We start from the raw sequence: 23,411 nt of genomic DNA, 5'->3' as shown, positions 1-23,411 counted from the left end.
TTGGTAAGGCCGTTTCATAAAGTAATGAAACGGTTTTTTTATTTCTGACTACTTTCTGGTTTGGGTATTTATTTTGAAAACTGCAACCGCTCCGATCACATAAGATTTTGGTTCCAAATACAAATCCGAATTCATCATTTTTTTCCGACTTATTTCTTTTACAGTGTAAGCTGATCATCGTAGGAATTCGAATAATCAAAGCCTTTAAGGCTTGCAATAAATACAAGGGCAAAAAGGAAAGATGAAAGGAAGAACAGAAGAAATCTATGTTTAGGCAGGAATTTATTTATCGGGGTTTAAGTTACCTGAGCATCTCATTGACTCATGTTCCAGTTTGTATTGCTTTGGTGTTTTTTGATATTCTTTCTTAAAGCATTTGGAAAAATATTTAGGATCGTTAAAGCCTACCCTAAAAGCTATTTCTGATATAGTGAAATTGTAATTAACTAACAAAGGGATAGTCTTTTGTAGACGAAATGAACGCATGAAATCGACTAGAGTCTTGTCAGTTAAAGACTGGAATTTTCTATAGATGTTGGAATAGCTCATGTTTAAACTCACGGCTAGTTCTTCCAATCTAAACTCCGGATCCTCAAAGTTCTTTTCCATTTCCAGAAGAACCGATTCAATGAACTTTTCATCTGGTGATTCTACTTCCAGTTTTTTGCAATCTGTAAGAATCTCAGCACGATATTGTTCGATTACTCTTTTTTGCGCATCTAAAATGTTATTTACTTTTAATAAGAGCTCTTTTACATTAAATGGTTTGTTAATATATTCTATCGCGCCAAACTTCAGACCTTCCAGTTTAGAACTTGTCGTATTTTTTGTTGTCAGTAATATAATTGGAATGTGACGAGTGCATTTTTTCTCTTTTAAATTTTTGCACAGTGTAATTCCGTCCATGATTGGCATCATTACATCACTTAAAATAATATCCGCTTTGTAATCAGACAGGCAGTCTATAGCCTCCTGTCCGTTCTGTGCAACTCTTACATTGTATAAAATCTTAAAGCTATCTTCCAGAAACATCAACATTTCATAATTGTCTTCAACAATCAAAATGTTTTTTTTGTTTTCATCAGGAATCAATTCTTTTAATCCCTCATTTAAATTTGAAGGCAGAATTGGTTTTTCATTTATTTCTTCCTTGTTGGATTCATGGTAGGCAATTTCTTCCTGTCTGAAATGCTGATTGCCAGTTGGAATTGATAGGGTAAACGTTGTTCCTTTATGATGTTCTGATTCTACCGTGATCTTTCCTTTGTGCAGGAGAATCAATTCTTGACTTAAAGCCAGGCCAATTCCAGTTCCGCCAATTGCTTTTCCATCTTTCGATTGATAGAAAAGATTAAAGATATTTGTGAGTTCATTGCCCGGAATACCAATGCCGGTATCAATTATTTTTATTTCGACCTTTCTTTCTTCAATATTCTCGTTAATGGCTAATATTATTTTTCCTTCCCGCGGTGTAAATTTGAAGGCATTGGCCAATAGATTGTAAATTACATGTTCTAGTTTTTGCCGATCATACCAAAGCAGAATTTCTTCTTTTTCAATTCCTTCCACACTAAAATCAATTTGCTTGAACCTGGCATGTTCCATAAAAGAAAGGGCCGTATTATTTATATCTTTTATAATGTTATTCTCGCTGACGCTGATTTTCAATTTTCCCAATTCTTTATTTCGAACTGTCATCAATTCCATTGCAATCCGCGATAATCGGTTGGCATTGTTCTTAATAACCTGCAGGCGCTGTCGAAGTAAGAGATTCCCCTCTGCACGTTCAATCATATTTTCGATGGGTGAAAGAATCAGGGTTAAAGGCGTTTGAATTTCGTGCGACATTTTCGCGAAGAAATTCATCTTCAATTCATATAACTCCTTGTTTTTCTCATTTTGCAGTTCTTTCAAAAATAATTTTTTCTTTAATCGTGCCCACATAATGGAGTAGCGAATTATAAAAAAACTGATGATTAAAAACAGAATTGTATAAATCAAATAAGCCCACCATCTTAGCCAAAATGGGGGGAGGATTTTAAGCTCTATTGTTTGAGTCTGAATATCCCAAAGCTTTCTTTTAGTTCCTGCTTTTACTTCAAACGTATAATTGCCATAAGGGATATTTGTATAAGTAGCCACCCGTGTGTTTTTAGTTGTGATCCAGTCTTTATCAAATCCTTTAAGTCGGTAGGCATAAAAATAGTTTGGATCCAGGTGATCGTTTATTACTGAGAATTGAAAAGAAAAAGAGGTTTGCTTATGATTGAGCTTTAAAGTTTTGATTTGCTCTATCCCAACGGAAAGTTGTTCAGGAATTAATTCTTCCGCATCTCTGTTAACAATTTTAAGCTGATTAATGCGAAGCCGTAACTCCATTTTTGTTTTTTTTATTCGGGCCGGATCAAAATGATTTAATCCTCCCACACCTCCAAAATAGAGGATACCATCTTTATCTTTGGCAGCACTTCCTGAAAGAAAGCGATTTTTTAATGTTCCGTTTTTCCATGAATAAAAATAACTGTGACCTGTTGAAAGATCCAGATGAGAAATACCGTTTATTCGTGAAACCCATAAATTAGAGCTGTCTTCAGCAATCACAGCTACTACTCCGTGAATCTCTTCATCACTAAATCCGATAATAGGTTTTGTTTTTTTTTCCTTAGTATTGAATTTAAGTAGTTTGGAATAAGAATTTACAAAATAGAGATTTCCTTGATCATCTGAAGCACCATGACTTATACTATTCTCAACCTTATTTTCAGTATTTACTAATTGAAAAGGGATGAAAAAGGAATCTTCCAATGTTTTTTCCTCTTGAAATAAGAACAATCCACCGTCAACCATTCCTATCCAAATCTGATTGTTTTCATCTTTCAAAAAGACCTCTGCGATACTTCCTTTAAGACCGTTTTTATTGTGCGGATAAAAGGCTATTTGTTTGTCAGATAGTGAGTAGACAGATATCCCCACATTGCTGCCAACCCAAATTCTATTTTTACTGTCGATGAATAAAGACCTGATATCTGTAGCTATCTGTCCGACCTTATTTACTGTTTTTATCGATGAGAATTTATTTGTCTTTGTATCGTAATGGAGTAATCCGTTAAGGTAAGTTCCAATCCATTTGTTTTGTTTTTCGTCCTCAACTATTGTTTGTATGTAATCTCCGGTCAGGCCATTGGCCGTGTTGGTTTTTGCAATGAATTGCTGAATTGCTTTTCCTGTGTTATCAATTATGGTGATTCCTTCTCCATCGGTACCAATCCAAAGATTGCCATTTTTACATTTTAATATGGATAGAACTCTTGTAGGAGAACCGGAAATACTGCCACTAAAATATCCAAAAGTAAATGATTCACTGAGTAAGATATTGATATTGCCATAATTTGTGAATATCCAAATGTCATTGTTGTTTGTTTCTCCCAGTCCTATAATCGTATTGCTCTGTAACGAAAATTTATTGGTTTTAGAATGAGTATATCTTCTCACTTCTTTTGTTTTCGGATTCACTCGGTAAAGTCCGCCACCATCCGTACCTGCCCAAATGATTCCTTTACTGTCGCAAAAAATGCGAATGATCATATTGGTTGGAACGAAATGTGAAGTCTTGGCTTTGTTGTAAAAATGTTCGTAGGTTTCAGTTTTTAAGTCATAGAAGAACAATCCGTAAAGTTCTGTTCCAATCCAAAGATTTCCATTTTTATCGTTGCTTAAAATGATTGTGTTAAAGGGATTACTGAAAGGTCCTTTTAGTTCTGTTAGGGCCATAGTTGATGTATTTCCCTTAAAGATCCGGCCTTTGTTGGTACTGAACCATACAGTATTATCTTTTCCTTCAGCGATAGAGGTAATAGTTTCACCGGATGAGTAAATGTCAAAGCTAATAATTGTTGAATCTGCAAAAGATTGACCAATTACAGTTCCGAAATTGCTGCCTAACCAAAGTCTCGATGAACCAATCTTTAATGACTCCAAGCTTTGATTCTCAGCCAACTTTGTAATACTGGAATATTGTGGTACAAACTTTTCTGATGGCATCAGTTTGGATATTGATCCTTTTTTAGATACACACCATATGTTACCATGAGAATCTTTTGATAAGTCTAGAATTGAGGTTGAAGATGCATCCTTACCAAATATTTCACTGTTTGAATATTGACGGTAATCATATCCGTCAAAGCGTAGAATGCCTGTCTGAGAATTGAGCCACAGATAGCCAAGTGAATCTTCAACAACGCTTGTGGCAATAGTTTGCTGTTGACCTACCTCTGCTATTACATGGATAAAGTTTGTGGGGTCATCTGCATATGAAAGGAGAAAAGTATTGCAAGCTATTATTAGAAGAATAGATTTAGTGATATACAATTTAAATTTAAGCATGATGAATTCGTTTCTACATTTTGGTCATGGTAAAAATACAGTTATGCCTAGAATAATCACAATAAAAGCACGATGAAGTTATTCTTAAATCTTAAAATGAATATCTTGCAAACTCGCTGTTTATGAAGGATTGTGAAAATTTCCCCCTATTAGACTAAAATTTCTGCTTTATTACAAAGACTATTAGTCAATTTTGAAACTATAGAAGTGACGACCAGTAGCAACCAGTGCTATAATAAGAAAGGGGGCGTTATTTCGAATCCCTAAATTAAATATATTTCTAACTTAATTTTAAAATTTATGAAAAACATCTTATTGACTATTTGTCTCTGTTTAATAGGTATGTCTTTGCATGCTCAGAGCTCAGTCATTAAAGGAACGGTTCTGGATAATAGTGGACTTCCTCTTCCTGGAGTCAATATCATTGTAAAAGGAACCATTAATGGAGTTTCCACTGATTTTGATGGAGCTTACGAATTAACATGTAGCATGGGAGATGTACTTGAGTTTTCTTTCATGGGATTTAAAACGCAAACGATTACTGCGTCATCTTCTGTTATTAATTGTACCATGGAAGAGGAAACAGAATTGCTTGACGAGCTTGTTGTAGTTGGTTATGGAACACAGAAAAAGGTAAATATGACTGGGTCTGTAGTTTCTATTGATGCAAAGAAAATTGAGGATAGACCATCCGAAAACATCTTGAAATCACTTCAGGGAGCAATTCCAGGAGTAACTATTATCTCTCGCCCAGGTGGGACTTCAATCAATATTCGTGGACGTGGTAATTTAGGTTCATCTTCTCCTCTTTATATTGTGGATGGTATCGAAGTGAGTTCTGATTTTTTTAGCAATATGGACCCAAGTGTTATTGAGAATCTTTCCTTCTTAAAGGATGCTTCTTCGGCTGCTATATATGGGGCAAAAGCTGCTTATGGGGTTGTTTTAGTGACTACTAAAACAGGAACCAAAGGGAAGTTGCAAGTGGTCTACAATGGATCTGTAGGATTTAGCACTTCTACTTATACACCTGAAGTTGTTGATTCATGGACTTATGCTGAAATGTATCGTACTTCGGAGTTAAATAGTGGTGTTGGTGAAGATGGTTTGCGCTTTAGTGCTGAAGATGTAGCAAACTACAAGGCAGGTACAGATCTTGATCGTTATCCAAATACCAATTGGTTTGATGAAGTATTGGATGATAAAGCTCTTTTCACAAAGCACAACATGTTGTTTTCTGGAGGTGGTGATAAAACAACATATGCTTTTGGTTTGGGTTTTTTAAGAAACGAAACTTTCACTCCTGGAGAAGCAACTAATCGTTATAATTTTTCATCGAAAACGACTTCGAAATTAAAGCCCTGGTTGACTGTTACCTCTAATGTGAATTTTATTTATAAAAAATACGAAAGAGAGAAGGGATATGCTGCACTAACTGAGTTTTTACGTGTTCCTCCAACGCAAGTAGCGAAACACACCAATGGAGACTGGGGATCGGTTCGTGATAATTCTATGGCTTCTCCTGCACAGATTAATGCTAATCCTCTTAGAACCCTGGAAGAAGGTGGCCGCGCTAATTCTGACACCAAACATCTTTTGGGTTCAATGACAGCAGAAATCACTCCGATGGAAGGTTTAAAGATCAGTAATCAAGTTGGTTATAGGTACTGGGATTACAGAGGATTTTCTTTTCAGAATAAAAAAGAAGGTGTTCCTAGTTTTCTGAATCCTTCCTCTGGACTTATTTCAGGTACTGAATCGGATGTGAATCAGATGGATGTGAATTGGCAGTATTCAGAGAAATTGAATTACGATGGATGGGTAAATTATGAAAAGACTTTAAATGAGGTTCATAATATTTCTGCTATGGCCGGAATACATGCCGACACCTATACTTTTAAGAATTTAAAGGTTGGACGGAAAGATTTTGCCAGTAATGAGATGAATGCTTTAGATGGAGGATCCAGAGATCCAGAAAAGCAATTGACAACAGAGGGGGATGTACAAGAATCAAGTACACTGTCTTATTTTGGACGATTAACTTACAATTACAATCAAAAATATCTATTTGAGGCTAATTTACGTGCTGATGCATCTTCCCGTTTTGCTAAAGAAGGACGTTGGGGATATTTCCCATCATTCTCAGCAGGATGGCGTATGGATCAAGAAGCATTTTTAACTGATGTAGAATGGTTAGATAATTTAAAACTGAGAGCTTCTTGGGGACAGAATGGTAACATTAACAATGTTGGTTTGTATGATACTTATTCAACTTACGAAGCAAGTGGGACAGCATTGGTTAGCGGAAACGTTCTCCCAACTTTAGTTGAAGGACGTATTGGAAATCCTCACTTAACATGGGAGACTGCTACTACTACTAACTTTGGAGTTGATGCTATTTTTGGCAATGGTCTTTTAGGGTTTTCAATGGATCTTTACAACAGAATTACTGATGATATCTTAATCCAAGCAGAGGATGTTTATGCTGAAACAGGATTAAGTAGTGATAAGGTTCCTGCACGGAATGTTGGAAGTGTTCGTAATCGTGGTATCGAATTGGCTTTGACTCATCGTAAAGACATAGGTGATTTTTCTTATCAGTTTGGTTTTAATTTAGCGTACAACAAAAATGAAATATTAGACCTTGGTGATAAGGTTGATCAATTACCTCCTGATAGTTATTTTATTTTAGAAAAAGGTGAGTCTGTTGGGTCTTTTTATATGTTAGAGGCAGATGGGCTTTATTCTACAGCAGATGAAGATGCTGGTAATCTGATTCCTTACGGTACACAAATGCCGGAAGCTGGTATGGTAAAGTTTGTAGATCAAAACGAAGATGGTGTAATTGATGCTAAGGACAGAACTATTGTAGCAAAAGATGTTCCTGATTTTACTTATGGTATAAATTTGGAGCTTAATTATAAGAATGTCTCTCTTTCTGTTACAGGGCAGGGTGTTTCTGGAGTAAAGATGTATATGGATAATGAGGCTTCTCAGGCATTCTTTAATAATTCAGTACCTCGTAACTGGCAAAAGGATAACTGGACAGTAACAAATCAAAATGCTAATTATCCAAAGTTATTTAGAGAAACAGATGACCGGTACACATACAATAACAAAATGTCTTCATATTGGTTGTTTGATGCTTCTTATTTCCGGATCAAGAATATCTCATTAAGCTATAATATCTCTAAGGAACTTGCACGAAAAGTTGGTCTTAACAAAGTAAGAGTTTATTTATCAGCCGATAATCCTTTTACAATTAGAGGTGATCACCGTATGAAGGATTTCGATCCTGAAAGATCTTCAGGACGTGGAGCTCAGTTGGGTGTAAAAACATTTACATCAGGAGTTTCGGTTACGTTTTAATTAGTGATAACAACATAGCCCTTGAGTTATGTCAATATAAAAAAATAAAATATGAAAAATATTATAAAACTCTTTATTGGTGCAAGTCTTTTGATAGGGACGGGTTGTTCAGATGATTTTCTGGATAAATCACCACAGGGGTCTTTAGATCCATCAAAAGTAGATGCCTCTCAATTACAGAATTTAAGAAATTCAGTCTACAACCAGGTTATTGGTTCTGATGTTGCTTTTTATGAAGGATACGCTGACAATGGTTATTCACGTAATTCCTGGGATAGTCACGGAGCTAAAATTCAAACGAATACCGTTTCCGGATCTGAAAGTTTTGGATATGGAGAATGGAAGAATTATGGTGATATGGGCAATACCTATGGTTCTGTAAGAGTTTGTAACCTGATTATTAATAAGGTTGATGAGTTTGACAAGGTTGATGAGGCACTTCGCAGCAAGTATAAAAGTGAAGCTCGTGTTATGAGAGCTTGGCATTATACAAATTTGACTCTGTTTTATGGTGATATTTCCTTGGTGAAAACTGTTGAGAATGAATTTGAAATTTTAACTAGAGAACCAAAAGAAGAGGTTCGCGCATGGATTCTTCAGGAGTTCGACGAAGCAATTGCTTTACTTCCGGAAGTAAATGACCCTGGTCGTTTTACAAAGTCTATAGCTTATGCATTAAAGGCTCGTTCAGCTTACTATTTTGGTGATTACACAGCTGCTGAAGGTGCCGCGAAATACGTTATTGATAACGGGGGTTACCAACTTTACACCATTGGAGAATTAACTGATGAGATGAAAAAGGATGCTGAATTTTTTAAATCATTGGTAGATTTTGATCAATTAGGTATTGATGAGAATGCGTTCATTAAAGGGGTTTTTAACTACATGAACTTGTGGCATGTAGATGGTAATACAGAAACAATACTGGCAAAAGAATATGCGGCAAATGAGGATTTTGGCGATTTTAACCCTGTAACTTCTTTCTTGTCTCCAAATTTAACGAGCAAGCAAGGTTGGGCAACTATTGCTCCAATTCAAGACTTGGTTGACGTTTACTGGATGGGTGATGGAAAAACAAAACCTGCTCTGTCACCAATTACTAGTCGTGTAGAAGATTTTAAAGCCTTAAAGAGCGAAGTTAGAACCATTCAGAATGGTGCCGATGGCAATGAAAGTACGGTAGAGGATAATATCTCATTTAGTGATGCCGTTTCAACGATTAAAGATGAATTGGCTAATAAAAAATACATGCAGCAATTTCTTAACCGCGATAGTAGAATGTATGCTTCAATAGTTTTTCCTTTTTCGGCGGTAAATACCTTTGTTGATGACAGTTATTTTGAATACAGGCATGATAATAACAATTACGGACAAACCGGTTTTGTTTTTCGTAAAATGAGTGGTGGTGATGATGTTGCCTCAGTATGGGGCGATGCTTACCATATGAGTGGAGCAGATTTTCCGGTAATTCGTTTAGCAGAGATGTATTTGATCTATGCAGAAGCCCACACTCAAACAACAGGCTTTGACGGAAGTGTTTCTGGTGTCTTAAATGAATTACGTACTCGTTGCGGAATGCCAAATGTGCCTGCCGGTTTAGGTAAAGATGCTGGTGTTAATTTTATCCGTCGTGAAAGACGTGTTGAATTAGCTGGAGAAGGTCTGCGTTATTTTGATATTCGTCTTTATGAGGATTCTGAACGTAATGGTGGAATAAAAGGCGATCAGGCAGCAAGTGTTGTGATGAATGGTCAAACCTTAGATCCTATTGGAAACAATAGTGCTAATAAAGTTTGGGCACCTCGATTGATGTTGATGCCGATTCCAACCTTAACGATGGATAAAAATCCAGATATTATACAAAATGATGGTTATTAGTTAGTAGTGTGATTATTAAAAGGTGCCTTAAGGTGTTTAAATAACACTGTAAAGCACCTTTTTACTTTAGTGGATTTTGGTTTACCCTTTTGGTTCTTTACGATATTGTGCAGGAGAGATCCCGACAACTTTTTTGAAGATACGAGAGAAGTAATAAGGATCTTCATATCCAACATGATTACCCACGTCATTAATACGACGCTTTGTAGCATCAAGTATCTGACAGGCCTTTTGTATGCGTAAATGAATGAGATAGTCCATGGGCGGACGTTTTGTTTTATGTCGAAATAGCATTGAATAATGGGAGGGCGAGAGTCCCGAGTGGCTTGCAAGAGTTTCAAGATTTAGTTTATTTGATAGATTTTCACGCATATAAATGATTGAGGTTTCAATCAGATCTTTTTCAGGTTTTGTTCGTATTTGTCCAAATTGACTCGGATATTTGAAAGAAGCTAAAAAGTGCCACAAACAGATATTGGCATAATATAGATTTTCCTGACTATAACCCATTTCCAGGTTTTGAATGATTTCCTCAAAAAGTTGAATTCTATCGTTAGTCATTGCTACAATAGGAATATTTTTTATTTTAACTTTTCCTGAGGGATCATCAAAATGAGTTGCTAAATGCCCGGAGTAGTGTAACCAGTAAATACTCCATGGATTATTGTTGTTGCTTCCGTAGTCATGGGGAGTTCCTTCGGGGATAATGAAATACTGATTGGCTTTAATAGGTGTTATTTTACCAGCAATAGAAAGCCAACCTTCTCCTTGGGTACAGTAAATAAATATATTTTGCTTGCATCCTTCATTTCGCGAACGTTGGTGTGATTTAGCATATGGATAAAATCCTATATCACTCAGATAGAGTTGACACCCTAATTCATCATTACGAAGTTCGTTGAGAATGAATTGAGGAATAATAACTGTTCGTTGACCTGTAAAGCCCTCTTTCTTTTTCATTTGATATGCTTAGAGCTGATGTTTAAATGTAAAAATAGTAATATAGTCCATTCTTTTAAGGAGAACTTCCATTTTTTATTCGCTGTTTATAAGCTTATTTTGAGATATATAATAAAGAGTAGTAAAACTTAGTAAATCAATACTTTTAAAAATGATTAAATTTAATTCGAAATATATTTTTGCTATTTCTATGGTTTCAGCCATGGGAGGCTTACTATTTGGGTATGATTGGGTGGTTATTGGTGGTGCAAAGCCATTTTACGAGAAATTCTTTGATATAGCACAATCGCCTAATTTACAAGGATGGGCAATGAGTTGTGCTTTGGTTGGCTGTTTGTTAGGATCAATTATTTCCGGAATTTTAAGTGATCGCTTTGGGCGTAAAAAATTATTGATATTTTCGGCTTTTTTATTCTTAATATCAGCCTTAGGAACAGGTTATTCCGATATATTTAATGTTTTTGTTTTTTATAGGATATTAGGAGGTATTGGTATTGGGTTAGCATCGAATTTATCGCCCATGTATATTGCAGAGGTTTCCCCTGCAAGTATGAGAGGGCGTTTTGTTTCTTTGAATCAGTTAACTATTGTAATTGGTATTTTGGCTGCACAATTGGTTAATTGGCAAATTGCCGATGTGGTGACAGTTGATGCTTCGGATGCTGAAATACTTGCTTCATGGAATGGCCAAGTTGGTTGGCGTTGGATGTTTTGGGCTGAATTATTTCCTGCAGGTTTGTTTTTAGTTTTGATGTTTTTTGTACCTGAGAGTCCTCGTTGGTTGGCTAAAAACGGAGCAGAAAAAACGGTTGAAAAGATTCTGACTCGTATTGGAGGAACTATTTATGCCCAATCAGAATATGTAAGTATTAAGGAATCTTTAAGCTTGTCTCCAGAGAAAGTAAACTGGCGTCAATTGTTTGATCCAAAATTGAAAAAAGTATTACTTATTGGTATTGTATTAGCAGCTTTTCAGCAGTGGTGTGGTATTAATGTCATCTTTAATTATGCCGATGAAATTTTTACAGCGGCAGGTTATGGAGTTTCTGATATTCTATTCAATATTGTGATTACTGGTAGTGTAAATCTCTTATTCACTTTTGTAGCAATTTACACCGTAGATCGCTTTGGAAGACGAAATTTGATGCTTATTGGTGCTGGAGGATTAGCAGGTATCTATGCACTTATGGGAGCAGCATATTACTTCCAGTTTAGTGGATTTATCTTGCTTTTCTTGGTTATTTTAGCAATTGCTTGCTATGCAATGTCATTGGCTCCTATTACGTGGGTTGTTTTATCTGAAATATTTCCCAATAAAATTCGTGGAGGCGCAATGGCTGTGGCCACAGTTTCGCTTTGGACAGCAAGTTTTCTTCTTACATATTCTTTTCCTTTTCTTAATAAATTGCTTAATGCCTCAGGTACATTTTGGTTGTATGGATTGATATCCGTTATGGGATTTTTATTTATTTGGAAAAAACTTCCTGAAACAAAAGGTAAAACATTAGAAGAAATAGAACATGAGCTAATCAAGTAGATTGGATGTCTAATTTTATGTGTCGTAATTTTAAAACTTCAATAATGAAAATATTAATATCATCTATAATGTTACTATTTGTTCTTGTTGCTTGTAACAGCGATGAGAATGTAAAACAAATAAATGTTGCTGATTTTGGAATTGCAGCCAATACAAATCAAAGTGTGACTGCTTTGGCAAATCAGTTAATTGAGAACCTGGGGGATGAGCCTGTGAAAATTGTTTTTCCAAAAGGGCGTTATGATTTTTACCCCGATTCAAACTATTACAAAGCCTATTTTGAAACCAATACCTACGATGTAAATCCTAAAAGATTAGCGATTTTGATTGAAGGGAAGAAAAATATTACGATAGATGCTCAAGGCTCCGATTTTATCTATCATGGACATATACAGCCATTCACCTTGGATCATTCTGAAAATATTACTATTCAGAATGTAAATATCGACTGGGATATTCCTTTAACCGCTGAATCGGAAGTTGTTGAGGCTGATTCAATCCATATTTTAGTTCGAATTGATACTCTTCAATTTCCCCATAGAGTTCATAAAAAAGGATTGACTTTTATTGGTAAGAATTGGGAAGAGGAATGGAAACTTTCAAATGGCTCATGGTTGATTGAATACAACAATGATCACATAATTCCAGCATTTACAGGGGGACATGGTTGTGTGAATGGAGATATAGAGAATGTAAAATATACCGAAACAGCGCCAGGCCTTATTTTAATGCAGGCGGATTTCACCAAAACACCTGCTGTTGGGAATCATTTAATCATGCGGCATAGTACCCGGGATCATGCAGGAATGTTTTTATTTCACAGTAAAAATTCGAAACTGGAAAATATTAATGTATATCACACTTCTGGCCTGGGTATTCTTTCTCAATATTGTGAAAACATAGAGATGAGAAATGTAAATATGATACCGAATCCACACAAAAAAAGATACCTAAGTGGCCATGATGATGGTTTGCATTTTATGGGATGCAAGGGAGAAATTATTATTGATGATTGTGACGCCCAGGGTTTAATGGATGATCCAATTAATATTCATGGAACCTGTGTTCCTATTGTTGATAGAATAAATGATTACTCGTTGAAATGTAAGTTCGCACACAGCATGAGTTGTGGATTAAATTGGGCTGAGAAAGGGGATAAACTTAGTTTTATTGATAAAAAATCAATGAATTCCATTGGCAATGGAATGGTTAAAAGCTTCAAACTTTTAACAAAAGATACTATCATACTCGAATTTGAATCCGAAATACCTAAAATTTTAAATGCCGGATATTCTATTGAGAATTTAAGTTGGACACCTAATGCTACCATAACAAATTGTTTTGTGGGGAGCTGCAGAGCTCGGGGGTATCTAATTTCTACACCAGGCAAAGTAGTGATTGAAAATAATGTATTCGAAACGAGTGGTTCTGCCATTTTAATTGCGGGAGATGCTAATAATTGGTACGAAAGCGGTGCTGTTACAGATGTTACCATTAGAAACAATGAGTTTAGAACACCTTGTAATTCTTCCTTTTATCAATTCTGTAATGCAATTATTAGTATTTACCCCGAAATTCCTGAGCCGGATTCATTGCGCCCATTTCATAAAAATATAAGAATCGAAAATAATTCATTTGCACCATCCGATTATCCTATTCTGTACGCCTTATCAGTTGATGGTTTAAGTTTCATGAACAACATCATTACACGTAGCTACGACTACAATCCCTGGCACTTTCAAAAGGCTTCTTTTTTGATTGATGCATGTTTGAATGTGAAAATATCCGGAAATAAAATAGGTGAGGATGTCTTGGGTAAGAATATTGTGTTAAAAAGAATGAACAGGAAGGAAGTAGATTTGGATAATGAAGAGTTGACGATTCAGTAATTGAAGTATAAGCTGAGATCGTGAAGCCTTTTGAACTTGGTAAATAGAAAATGAACTTAAAATTTAATGAAATGAAACGGTTAAATTTATTACTAATTATATTCATGTGTCTTTTGGGAGCATGCGCACCAATTCAAAAATCACAAGTTGATCTGTCTGGAGAATGGGCTTTTCAACTCGATCCCGAAAATGTAGGTGTTCAGCAATCTTGGTTTAATCAAGATCTTAAAGATCAAATTAAGCTTCCGGGTACAACAGATGAAGCTGGGTATGGTGAGAAAACAAGTGGATCTGACTATGGGATTTTAACCCGAGTACATAAATATATTGGTGCAGCATGGTATCAGCGCGAAATAGAGATTCCAGAGGAATGGAAAGATAAGGAAATTACTCTATTGTTAGAACGCGTACTGTGGCAGTCTAAAATTTATGTTGATGGCAAAGAGTTAAGCACAAAAGATGCTTTAGCAACGCCTCACGTGCATCATTTAGGAGTTCTTAAAGAAGGAAAACACCGTTTAACATTGCGAATTGACAATAGCCTCATTCGCAATATGGGCGATAAGGGACATGCTTACGGAGAGTACACTCAATCCATATGGAATGGAGTTGTAGGTAAAATAGAGTTACAAGCCCGCAACGATCTTAATATTGAGAGTATTCGTACTTTTCCCTATGCAGAAAACAATCAACTTGAACTTGATGTGAAGCTTTCAAAAACGGGAGGATTAACTACTTCTCTTGAAGTAAAAGTGTTCGATACATCAAATAATAAGCTGCTTGTTGAAAGCTTGGTGTCAGTAACAGATATGCAGCAACAAGTTGTTATTCCCATTACTAACAAGATCAAACTGTGGAACGAATTCAACCCGGCTATTTATCGATTGGAGGCAACTTTGAAAGATGGAGAATCTGTTGATACTTACGAAACAAATTTTGGTTTTAGTAAGGTTTCAGCATCCAAAAGTCATGTTTTAATAAACGGCGAATCTGTTTTTTTACGAGGAAATCTGGATTGTGTTCATTTTCCATTAACAGGTTATCCAAGCATGGATGTAGAAGGATGGAAGCGTATTTTCCGAATTTATAAAGAGTATGGATTAAATCACGTTCGTTTTCATTCATGGTGTCCGCCCGAAGCGGCTTTTACAGCAGCCGATGAGTTAGGAATATATATTCAGGCAGAAGCTTCAACATGGATCGATTGGTGGATGGCTTTAAGTAAAGAAGAGTCGAAAGACAGACCCGAAATGTACACACAAGGTGAACCTAAAGGGTTAGGACCAGATAACCCCGACGCATCAGAATTTGTAAAAGCGGAAATTAATCGTGTTCTCGACACCTATGGGAATCACCCGTCTTTCATTCTGTTTTGCATTGGAAATGAGTTAGGAAACTCCGATTTTGATGTAATGGGTGAATGGATGCGTCAGGCAAAAGAAAAAGACTCACGTCGTTTGTATGCAGCCTCTACAGCCCGAACGGTAACCCCAAATTGTGAATACTCAGCAACCCATAGTTACCCTGGCATTGGAGGAGTACGTCAGCACATGACCAACAACAACAATTGGGATTATGAGAAAAACTACGGACAAACACCTGTTCCTGTAATTGCCCATGAAATTGGTCAGTGGCCGGTTTATCCTGAATGGAAAGAAATTGACAAATATACTGGTGTGCTTCGTGCCCGAAATTTAGAAGGTTTTAGAGAACAGGCTAAAAAGAATGGTGTTTTTTCTCAGGACAAGGAGCTGCATCAAGCTTCGGGTAAACTTTCTGTTTTGTTGTACAAAGATGAAATAGAATCCTTTATGCGCACCCCTTCTTGTGCGGGAATTCAGTTGTTGAGTATGCAGGATTATCAGGGACAAGGAGAAGCTTTAATTGGGTGGTTGGATTGTTTTTACGATTCGAAAGGAATTGTTACCCCCGAAGAGTTTCGCCAATTTAGCAATACCATTGTTCCTTTGGTAAAATTACCGTCCTATACTTTTTGGGGAGGAGACTCATTAAAATCAGAAGTTTTACTACATCATTTTGGTGAAGCCGATTTAAATAATCAAAGCATTAGATGGAGTTTGGTTTCGGATATTGAAGAAGAATTACTTGAAGGTGTCTTTTCTGCTGCTGATTATCAGAAGGGAACATTATTAAAAGTTGGCGTTCTGGAAGTAAAATTACCCGACGTAAAGAAAGCTTCCCAATACACATTGCAACTAAGTGTTCAAGGTACCGAATTTGTGAATGCCTGGCACATCTGGATTTATCCAAAACAATTGGACTTGAAGCAGGATGACATTTTAATTACCGAAAGTTTAAATTCCGAAGCTTTTAATAAGTTGGAACAAGGAGGAAAAGTTCTGCTGTTGGCTCATCAATGCGGAGATCCTGCTAATACAAAGTTTGCAGCATGGAAACCTTTATATTGGTCAGCATCTTTCTTCCCGGGTCAAAGCATCGAAACTTTAGGTTTAATTGTACAGGATAAACATCCGGCTTTTGCCGATTTTCCAACAGAAAATTACAATGATTGGCAATGGTGGAACATTTGCAAAGGAGCTCATGGCTTTGCTCTGGATTCTTTCCCAGAAGACTATAAGTCAATTGCTCAGCCTGTAGGCGATTTTCATTACAACCATAAATTGGGATCTATATTTGAATTAAAATATGGCAAAGGGAAATTATTGGTTTGCGGTTACGATCTTTCTGAAAGCAGAACTCAATTTCCAGAGGTACGCCAATTAAAGTATAGCTTGCTAAATTACATGAAGAGTGATCTGTTTCATCCAAATTTAGAGCTTGACAGACCTTTTTTAACTGAGAAATTTAAAAAGTTCGAGCTCGCAACTTCGTTAGCACCCAAAGGATTCGAAGAGGCGATACTCTACGTGAAATCAGCAGCCAAGATGAAAAAAAATGGTAATTCATCATGGGCAAAAGAAACCGATCAGGTAGTAATTGCGAATAAAGTAGATTATAAAATTGAAAAAGGAAACTCGTATAAAGATGAACAAAGCTCTTGTTGGGTAGGTAGCGAGCTGGAGATTTTGATAAAGACGCCGGAAGGAATTAAAGGAGAATTTTATGTGTTTTTTCATGATTGGAACAACCAGGGAAGAAAAGGTGTTCTCAATTTTGAAGGACGTGATTATATTTTAGGAGCTCATAGTAAAGAGGGAGAATGGGTGAAGCTGAATGTAATGCGGGAAGACTCCAACGACGGAAAACTGATACTAAAAGCAAAATGCACAAGAGGTGGCAATCTCATGATTAGTGCCATTGCTTATATTACTAAGAATTAGATTGTGTAGAAGAAAAATTAAAATTCACCAACAGTAGTTTGAATGCATCTGTTGGTGAATGGTAAGGATTGTTGCGTTTGAATGTAAATAAAAAAGAGTGAAAATTGGCAAGAGAAATTTCTTGCTGATAAAATAAAGATGTATGGAAAATACAGTAAAAGCCTGGAAAGAAAAAGTAGTGATTCCTACCTATGGGATTGGAAAACCAGAGAAGAATCCAATATTTTTGGAGAAACGGGTTTATCAGGGAAGTAGCGGATCAGTTTATCCTTACCCCGTTATCGAAAAAATAGAAGACCTAAAAGAAGATAAAGAATGGGATGCCATTTATCTGGAAAATAAATATTTGAAAATCATGATTCTTCCTGAGTTAGGAGGACGTGTACAAATGGCATACGATAAAATCAAGCAACGTCATTTTGTTTATTACAATCAAGTAATTAAGCCGGCTTTGGTTGGTCTTACTGGTCCTTGGATATCAGGAGGGATTGAGTTCAACTGGCCACAACACCACCGACCCTCCACTTACGATCCTTTAGACTCTTTAATTGAGCAAAATGTCGATGGAAGCGTAAGTGTTTGGTGCAGCGAATTGGAACGTATGTTTCGCACCAAGGGAATGGCTGGTTTTACCCTATATCCCGATAAGGCTTACATGGAAATTAAGGTGAAACTGTTTAATAGAACGCCTTTCCCTCAAACTTTCTTATGGTGGGCAAACCCTGCCGTTAAGGTAAACGACGATTACCAATCCGTCTTTCCTCCCGATGTGAATGCAGTTTTCGATCATGGAAAACGTGATGTATCTGATTTTCCAATTGCAAAAGGCACCTACTATAAAGTCGATTACTCGGCAGGTGTAGACATTTCTAAATACAAGAACATTCCCGTTCCAACCAGTTATATGGCAATTAACTCGAAATATAACTTTGTAGGAGGTTACGAAAATGACAGTAAGGGAGGCTTACTACATGTGGCCGATCATCATGTGTCACCTGGTAAAAAGCAATGGACCTGGGGAAATGGTGACTTTGGACAAGCATGGGATAGAAACCTAACCGATGAAGACGGCCCATACATTGAACTCATGTGCGGTGTATATACCGACAATCAGCCCGACTTTACCTGGTTGCAAGCCTACGAAGAAAAAAGCTTTAAACAATATTTTATGCCTTATCGCGATTTGGGCGTGCTAAAAAATGCAACGAAAGAGGCCATGCTTAATTTGGAGATACAAGACGGGAAAGTACGTGTTCGAGTGTACACAACCGCTTTATATCCTCAGGCAATTATTCGCTTAGAGGAAAAAGGGAAATTGATTATGGAACAAGTCTTGGATTTATATCCGGAAATGAGCTTCGATCAATCCTTTGATGCACGCGTGAACAGAGAAGATTGTTCCCTGACTGTTCGAGATCATCAAGGGAATTTATTGGTTGATTGGCAAGTAGAAGAAGCCGAAGAAAACAAGCCCGAAGCAGCAAAACCCGCCAAATTACCAAAGGAAATAGAATCAATCGAACAACTTTATTTAAGAGGCTTGCATCTGGAACAATACAGACATGCAACTTATGATCCAACCGATTATTATTTGGAGGCCTTGTGCCGGGCACCAAGCGATGCACGCAACAACAACGCCATGGGTTTATGGCTTTTGCGTCGCGGTCAGTTTTCTAAAGCCGAAATACATTTCAGAAAAGCCATCGAAACACTTACCGAGCGAAACCCCAATCCATATGATGGAGAACCATTGTACAATTTGGCTTGCTGTCTGCGAATGTTAGGAAAACCAAACGAAGCTTACGACAAATTTTACAAAGCCACGTGGAATGCCGCTTTTCAGGACAGTTCATTTTTTAATTTGGCTCAAATAGCTGCTGAAAAAGGAGAATACCATAAGGCATTGGAACTTATCGATCGCTCTTTGTGGAAAAACTGGGTGAATCAAAAAGCAAGACACTTAAAAGTAAGTTTGCTGCGAATTGTAGGACAAAAAGAGGAGGCGCTGCATTTAATCGAAGATTCACTACAAATGGATCGCTTTAATTTTGGAGCACTTTACGAAAAATACCTTCTTCTGAATGATACTGCAATCTTGTTCGAACTAAAGGAATTAATGCGTGATAATGTACACAACTACATCGAATTTTCTCTCGATTACGCCATGAGTGGCCTCTATACCAATGCAAGCGATTTTATAACACTTTATACCCAAGGCAAAACCGAAATTTACCCAATGGCTTTGTATAGCAAAGCCTGGTATTTACAAAAAGCCGGTTGTGTTAAGGAATCTATTGAAAATTATAAGATTGCATCTCAAATGCCGGCAGATTATTGCTTTCCAAACAAGTTGGAGGAATTACTTATTTTACAGCAAGCAGTTGAAGCAAACCCCTCCGATGCTCGTGCATACTATTATTTAGGGAATTTATGGTATGCAGCACGTCAGTATAATGAAGCTTTATTTTGCTGGGAAAAGAGTTGTCAGCTAGACCAAACCTTCCCGACAGTTTTTCGCAATTTGGCTTTGGCTTATTACAATAAACAGAACAAACCTGAATCTGCGAGAGAAGCTATGGAAAAAGCTTTTGAATTGGATAAAACTGACGCCAGAGTTTTGATGGAGCTAGATCAGCTATATAAGAAAATGAATGTTTCATTAGAGGATCGTTTATATTTATTAGAAAATTACCCAGAACAAGTTGATTTTAGAGATGATTTATATTTGGAGAAACTCAATCTTTATAATTTGAAGGGAGAAGAAGAGAAAGCTTTGGAATTGATCATGAGACGAAAATTCCATCCTTGGGAAGGAGGAGAAGGAAAAGTAACAGGTCAATATCTATACAGTCATATTGAAATTGCTAAGAAACTTATCGAAGAGAAGCAATATATTGATGCTATTAAGTATTTGAAGGCTACCGAAAGCTATCCTCATAATTTAGGTGAAGGGAAATTAATTGGAGCTTTGGAAAATGATATTCATTATTGGATGGCTAATGCTTATGAGGGATTAGGAGATCTGAAACTGGCCAATAAATATTGGGAAAAAGCCAGTGAAGGAGATGCTGTTCCCGCAGCAGTTATGTATTATAACGATCAGTCGCCCGATAAAATCTTTTATCAGGGAATGGCTTTACGCAAGTTAAATCGTGAAGAAGAAGCCACAAGCCGATTCCAAAATTTATTGGAATATGGATTGAAGAATAAGGAGATACCTTTTAAAATGGATTATTTTGCAGTCTCTTTACCTGATTTGTTAATTTTTGAAGAAGACTTGCAAAAACGACATAAATTATTTTGTATTTATTTAATTGGATTAGGACAGCTTGGTTTAGGAAATATAACTAAAGCTAAAGATGCATTCAATGCTGTTTTAGCAGAGGATAACTGGCATATAGGTTCAATTATTCATAGAAAGTTTATTTAATGATTTTAAAAACTCGTTATTGAGCGTAACTTGCTTTTATTGAGCCGATTAGAGAGGGGTTGGAAGGCTCGTCGAAACGACATAAGAATTAAAGAAAGGAATGAAATAAATAAAATGATTAAGCTGTACAGAAGAGTTACGTTTATTTAGATGAGAAATCAAAAATGAATAGGGATATCTTTCCTTCTAGGGATGCTAGGTACTTATGATCTGGGAGATGCTAATTTGACCAGAATTGAATAGTTTTTGCAGAATAATCGAATAGTGTTCTGTATAATTTTCACCAAAATTTAATGTATAAACAAATAACATGATAGGAAAACAAGATTATAAATTTAAAAGATTTATTGCAATAGCAGCAATGTTGATAATGATATGCAGTTTTGGCAATGCAACCAACTATTCAGGTAAAAATCCTGGTTCTGCTAATTTAATAAATACAGGTAGTCAATATACCTTTTCAAACAATGTATTGTCATTCACATTTCAGTTAGATTTTAATAATCTTTCAATTACCACTATTTCAGATTTAGAAAACAACTCTAAAAACTATCTGCAGGTGGGTGAGCTTTTTAAATTAGTATTAAATGATGAAAGTACAATTATTGATTCAAAGATGACTGCAGGAACGGCGTCGATAGAAAAATTGATTGGTAATTCACAATCTTTAAGAGTTAGGGAGCGATTTAATGGATGGAAAGTTGTTATTCCATTTATTTATAGTTCTGGAGATAAAGAACTATCGTTAACATGGAGTGCAATTTTAAGAGATGAATCCAATTATATCAACCAGGAAATAAGTTTTACAGCAACAGCCGGAGATTGGGATATCGACCGCATTTATATGATTGATATCACAGGAGCAGGTGCAATAAAAGTAGATAGAGATGCTGGTTCTCCCTTTTTGGCAGGACAATTTTTCTTTGGACAGGAAACGCCTGTCGCTCAATGTTTTGTTACTAACGATCAGGCAACGGCTTATTTTCCTCGACAGTATTTAACCCATGAAGGTGAGAGTTTTACGCAAACCTCAGCCATTGGTGTCTTTTCTAGCAATCAGGCACGCCGTGGTTTTCAATACTATCTAGAGCGTGAAAGAATTCGTGAGCATTATGCATTTCTTCACTACAACACTTGGTGGGATATTAATGATTCTGCTGTTAATGAAACCAATATAATAGATAGAATCAATGCATTTGGTCAGGAATTGGTTGTTGAGCGAGGCGTAAACTTAAAAGGTTTTATTGTTGATGATGGTTATGACGATCTTAATAATAATACTGCCAGTACGATCTGGGAATTAAATAAAAGTCAGTTCCCAAATGGTATTTCCCCATTAAAAGAAGCTGCTGCTAAATATGGAGCCAATATGGGATTTTGGATGTCTCCTGCAGGTGGTTATGGCGGTGTGGCCGAAAGAGTTGCAATTGCCAGGAAGGTTAATTCAAATACCGAAACTCATACTGATGGTACATTTAAAATAAGCGGATCAAATTATTATTCTATTTTCAAGACTGCTGTTTTTAAAAAGATGGATAGTGATGTGCAGAGTTTTAAATTCGATAGAATTTCTGGTTCTGAAGATGTATATGCAGTAGCTAAGTTGTCGCAGGAGATGAGGAAGAAAAACAACCAGGTATTTATTAATGCAACGGTTGGAACTTGGGGATCACCTTACTTTTTGTGGTTTTTTGATTCATTTTGGAGACAGGGATATGATGCAAGAGGAGCTGTTGATGTGACAAGAGATCAGCAAGTCACCTATAGAGATTCAGAATCGTATAAGTTAACTTATCACAATCCGTTGGTTCCCCTTAATTCACTTATGATACATGGAATTGGCCAGGGTGTAAGTTATCAGGGAAAATCATATAGTCATGATGCAGACGGTAATCCGCTTGATATGACTAAATTTGCTAATCTACAAGATTTCCGAGATGAAGTAAAAAATTATTTTGCTCAAGGATTAAACCTTCAGGAGCTATATATCACGCCTAGCTTAATGACTGAAGAATGCTGGGATGTGCTAGCTGAAGCAGCCAAATGGGGACATGCCAATCATGATGTTTTGTTAGATGCACATTTTATTGGTGGTAATCCAGGACATAGTGAGTTGTATGGAGTTGCATCATGGAGTAAAGACAAAGCTATTTTAATGTTAAGGAATCCATCCGCAAAGGCAGATACTATTTCATTAGATCCTTTAACTGCTTTTAATATTCCAAAAAGCGATTATACTGATTTTATACTAGTAGACCCTTTTGACTTTAGTGCCCAAAGATTATCTTTTGAAATTGGCGTTACAAGAATCTTCACTATTCCTGCATCATCAATATTATTATTTGAAGCTATTCCAGTAAAAGATATCGATCTAAAATAATCAGCAATACGGTAAATCTTTTGCTGTATTTCATTTGTAATCAAAATATGCGAGTGGCATACATCTCTTCAGTTTACGAGTCTATATAAATACTGGGATTTCTGTAAGGCTTGTAAATGTTTGTTATCGTTTTGTGATTATTTGAGTTTCTTTTTAAAATAAATTGGAACGTAAACAAATAGTCTTGTGATTAAAAATTATGATTTGGATATTTAAAACGAAATAGAATAACCTGTGGGTTATTGGTATGGTTTATATATTTATGCTCTTAAAAAGAGAATGA

Annotated in this window: 9 protein-coding genes; 7 read left to right on the top strand and 2 right to left on the bottom strand. The window is 36.3% G+C overall.

The features are described 5' to 3' along the window. Positions 1–282: 282 nt before the first annotated feature. On the bottom strand, positions 283–4,383 hold the full coding sequence (locus ALGA_RS02315) for a hybrid sensor histidine kinase/response regulator transcription factor (protein ID WP_096427767.1): 4,101 nt from the start codon (positions 4,381–4,383) through the stop codon (positions 283–285). A gap of 300 nt (positions 4,384–4,683) precedes the next feature. Here ALGA_RS02315 and ALGA_RS02310 point away from each other — a divergent pair, with 300 nt between their 5' ends. Together ALGA_RS02310 and ALGA_RS02305 are read left to right on the top strand one after the other, a co-directional pair. Beyond that, positions 4,684–7,752, top strand: a complete 3,069-nt coding sequence (locus ALGA_RS02310) for a SusC/RagA family TonB-linked outer membrane protein (protein ID WP_096427766.1) — start codon at positions 4,684–4,686, stop codon at positions 7,750–7,752. 51 nt (positions 7,753–7,803) lie between these two features. Next, the gene (locus tag ALGA_RS02305) at positions 7,804–9,630 is read left to right on the top strand and encodes a RagB/SusD family nutrient uptake outer membrane protein (RefSeq protein WP_096427765.1); all 1,827 of its coding nucleotides are present in this window, start codon (positions 7,804–7,806) and stop codon (positions 9,628–9,630) included. A gap of 81 nt (positions 9,631–9,711) precedes the next feature. Here the strand turns inward: ALGA_RS02305 and ALGA_RS02300 are convergent, their stop codons facing one another. Next, entirely contained in the window at positions 9,712–10,590 is an 879-nt protein-coding gene (locus tag ALGA_RS02300) for an AraC family transcriptional regulator (protein ID WP_096427764.1), read from the bottom strand. Between the two features lie 139 nt (positions 10,591–10,729). Here ALGA_RS02300 and ALGA_RS02295 point away from each other — a divergent pair, with 139 nt between their 5' ends. The 5 genes from ALGA_RS02295 (at position 10,730) to ALGA_RS02275 (ending at position 23,128) form a co-directional block, all read left to right on the top strand. Further along, positions 10,730–12,127 carry a sugar porter family MFS transporter gene (locus ALGA_RS02295; protein ID WP_262496490.1) on the top strand — a complete coding sequence of 466 codons (1,398 nt, stop codon included), beginning with the start codon at positions 10,730–10,732 and terminating at the stop codon, positions 12,125–12,127. Between the two features lie 44 nt (positions 12,128–12,171). Further along, entirely contained in the window at positions 12,172–14,016 is a 1,845-nt protein-coding gene (locus ALGA_RS02290) for an alpha-1,3-galactosidase-related protein (RefSeq protein WP_096427762.1), read from the top strand. A gap of 71 nt (positions 14,017–14,087) precedes the next feature. Beyond that, complete coding sequence (locus ALGA_RS02285; RefSeq protein ID WP_162845369.1) at positions 14,088–17,318, top strand: sugar-binding domain-containing protein; 3,231 nt, start codon at positions 14,088–14,090, stop codon at positions 17,316–17,318. 142 nt (positions 17,319–17,460) lie between these two features. Next, the gene (locus tag ALGA_RS02280) at positions 17,461–20,748 is read left to right on the top strand and encodes a DUF5107 domain-containing protein (protein WP_096427760.1); all 3,288 of its coding nucleotides are present in this window, start codon (positions 17,461–17,463) and stop codon (positions 20,746–20,748) included. A 310-nt stretch (positions 20,749–21,058) separates the two neighbouring features. Further along, positions 21,059–23,128, top strand: coding sequence for an alpha-galactosidase (locus tag ALGA_RS02275; RefSeq protein ID WP_096427759.1), 2,070 nt, complete (start codon positions 21,059–21,061; stop codon positions 23,126–23,128). Positions 23,129–23,411: the final 283 nt, after the last annotated feature.

Source organism: Labilibaculum antarcticum (assembly GCF_002356295.1).
Classification (GTDB): domain Bacteria; phylum Bacteroidota; class Bacteroidia; order Bacteroidales; family Marinifilaceae; genus Labilibaculum; species Labilibaculum antarcticum.
The sequence above is the reverse complement of the archived record's forward strand: the minus strand, read 5'-3'. Positions and strand labels throughout refer to the sequence as shown.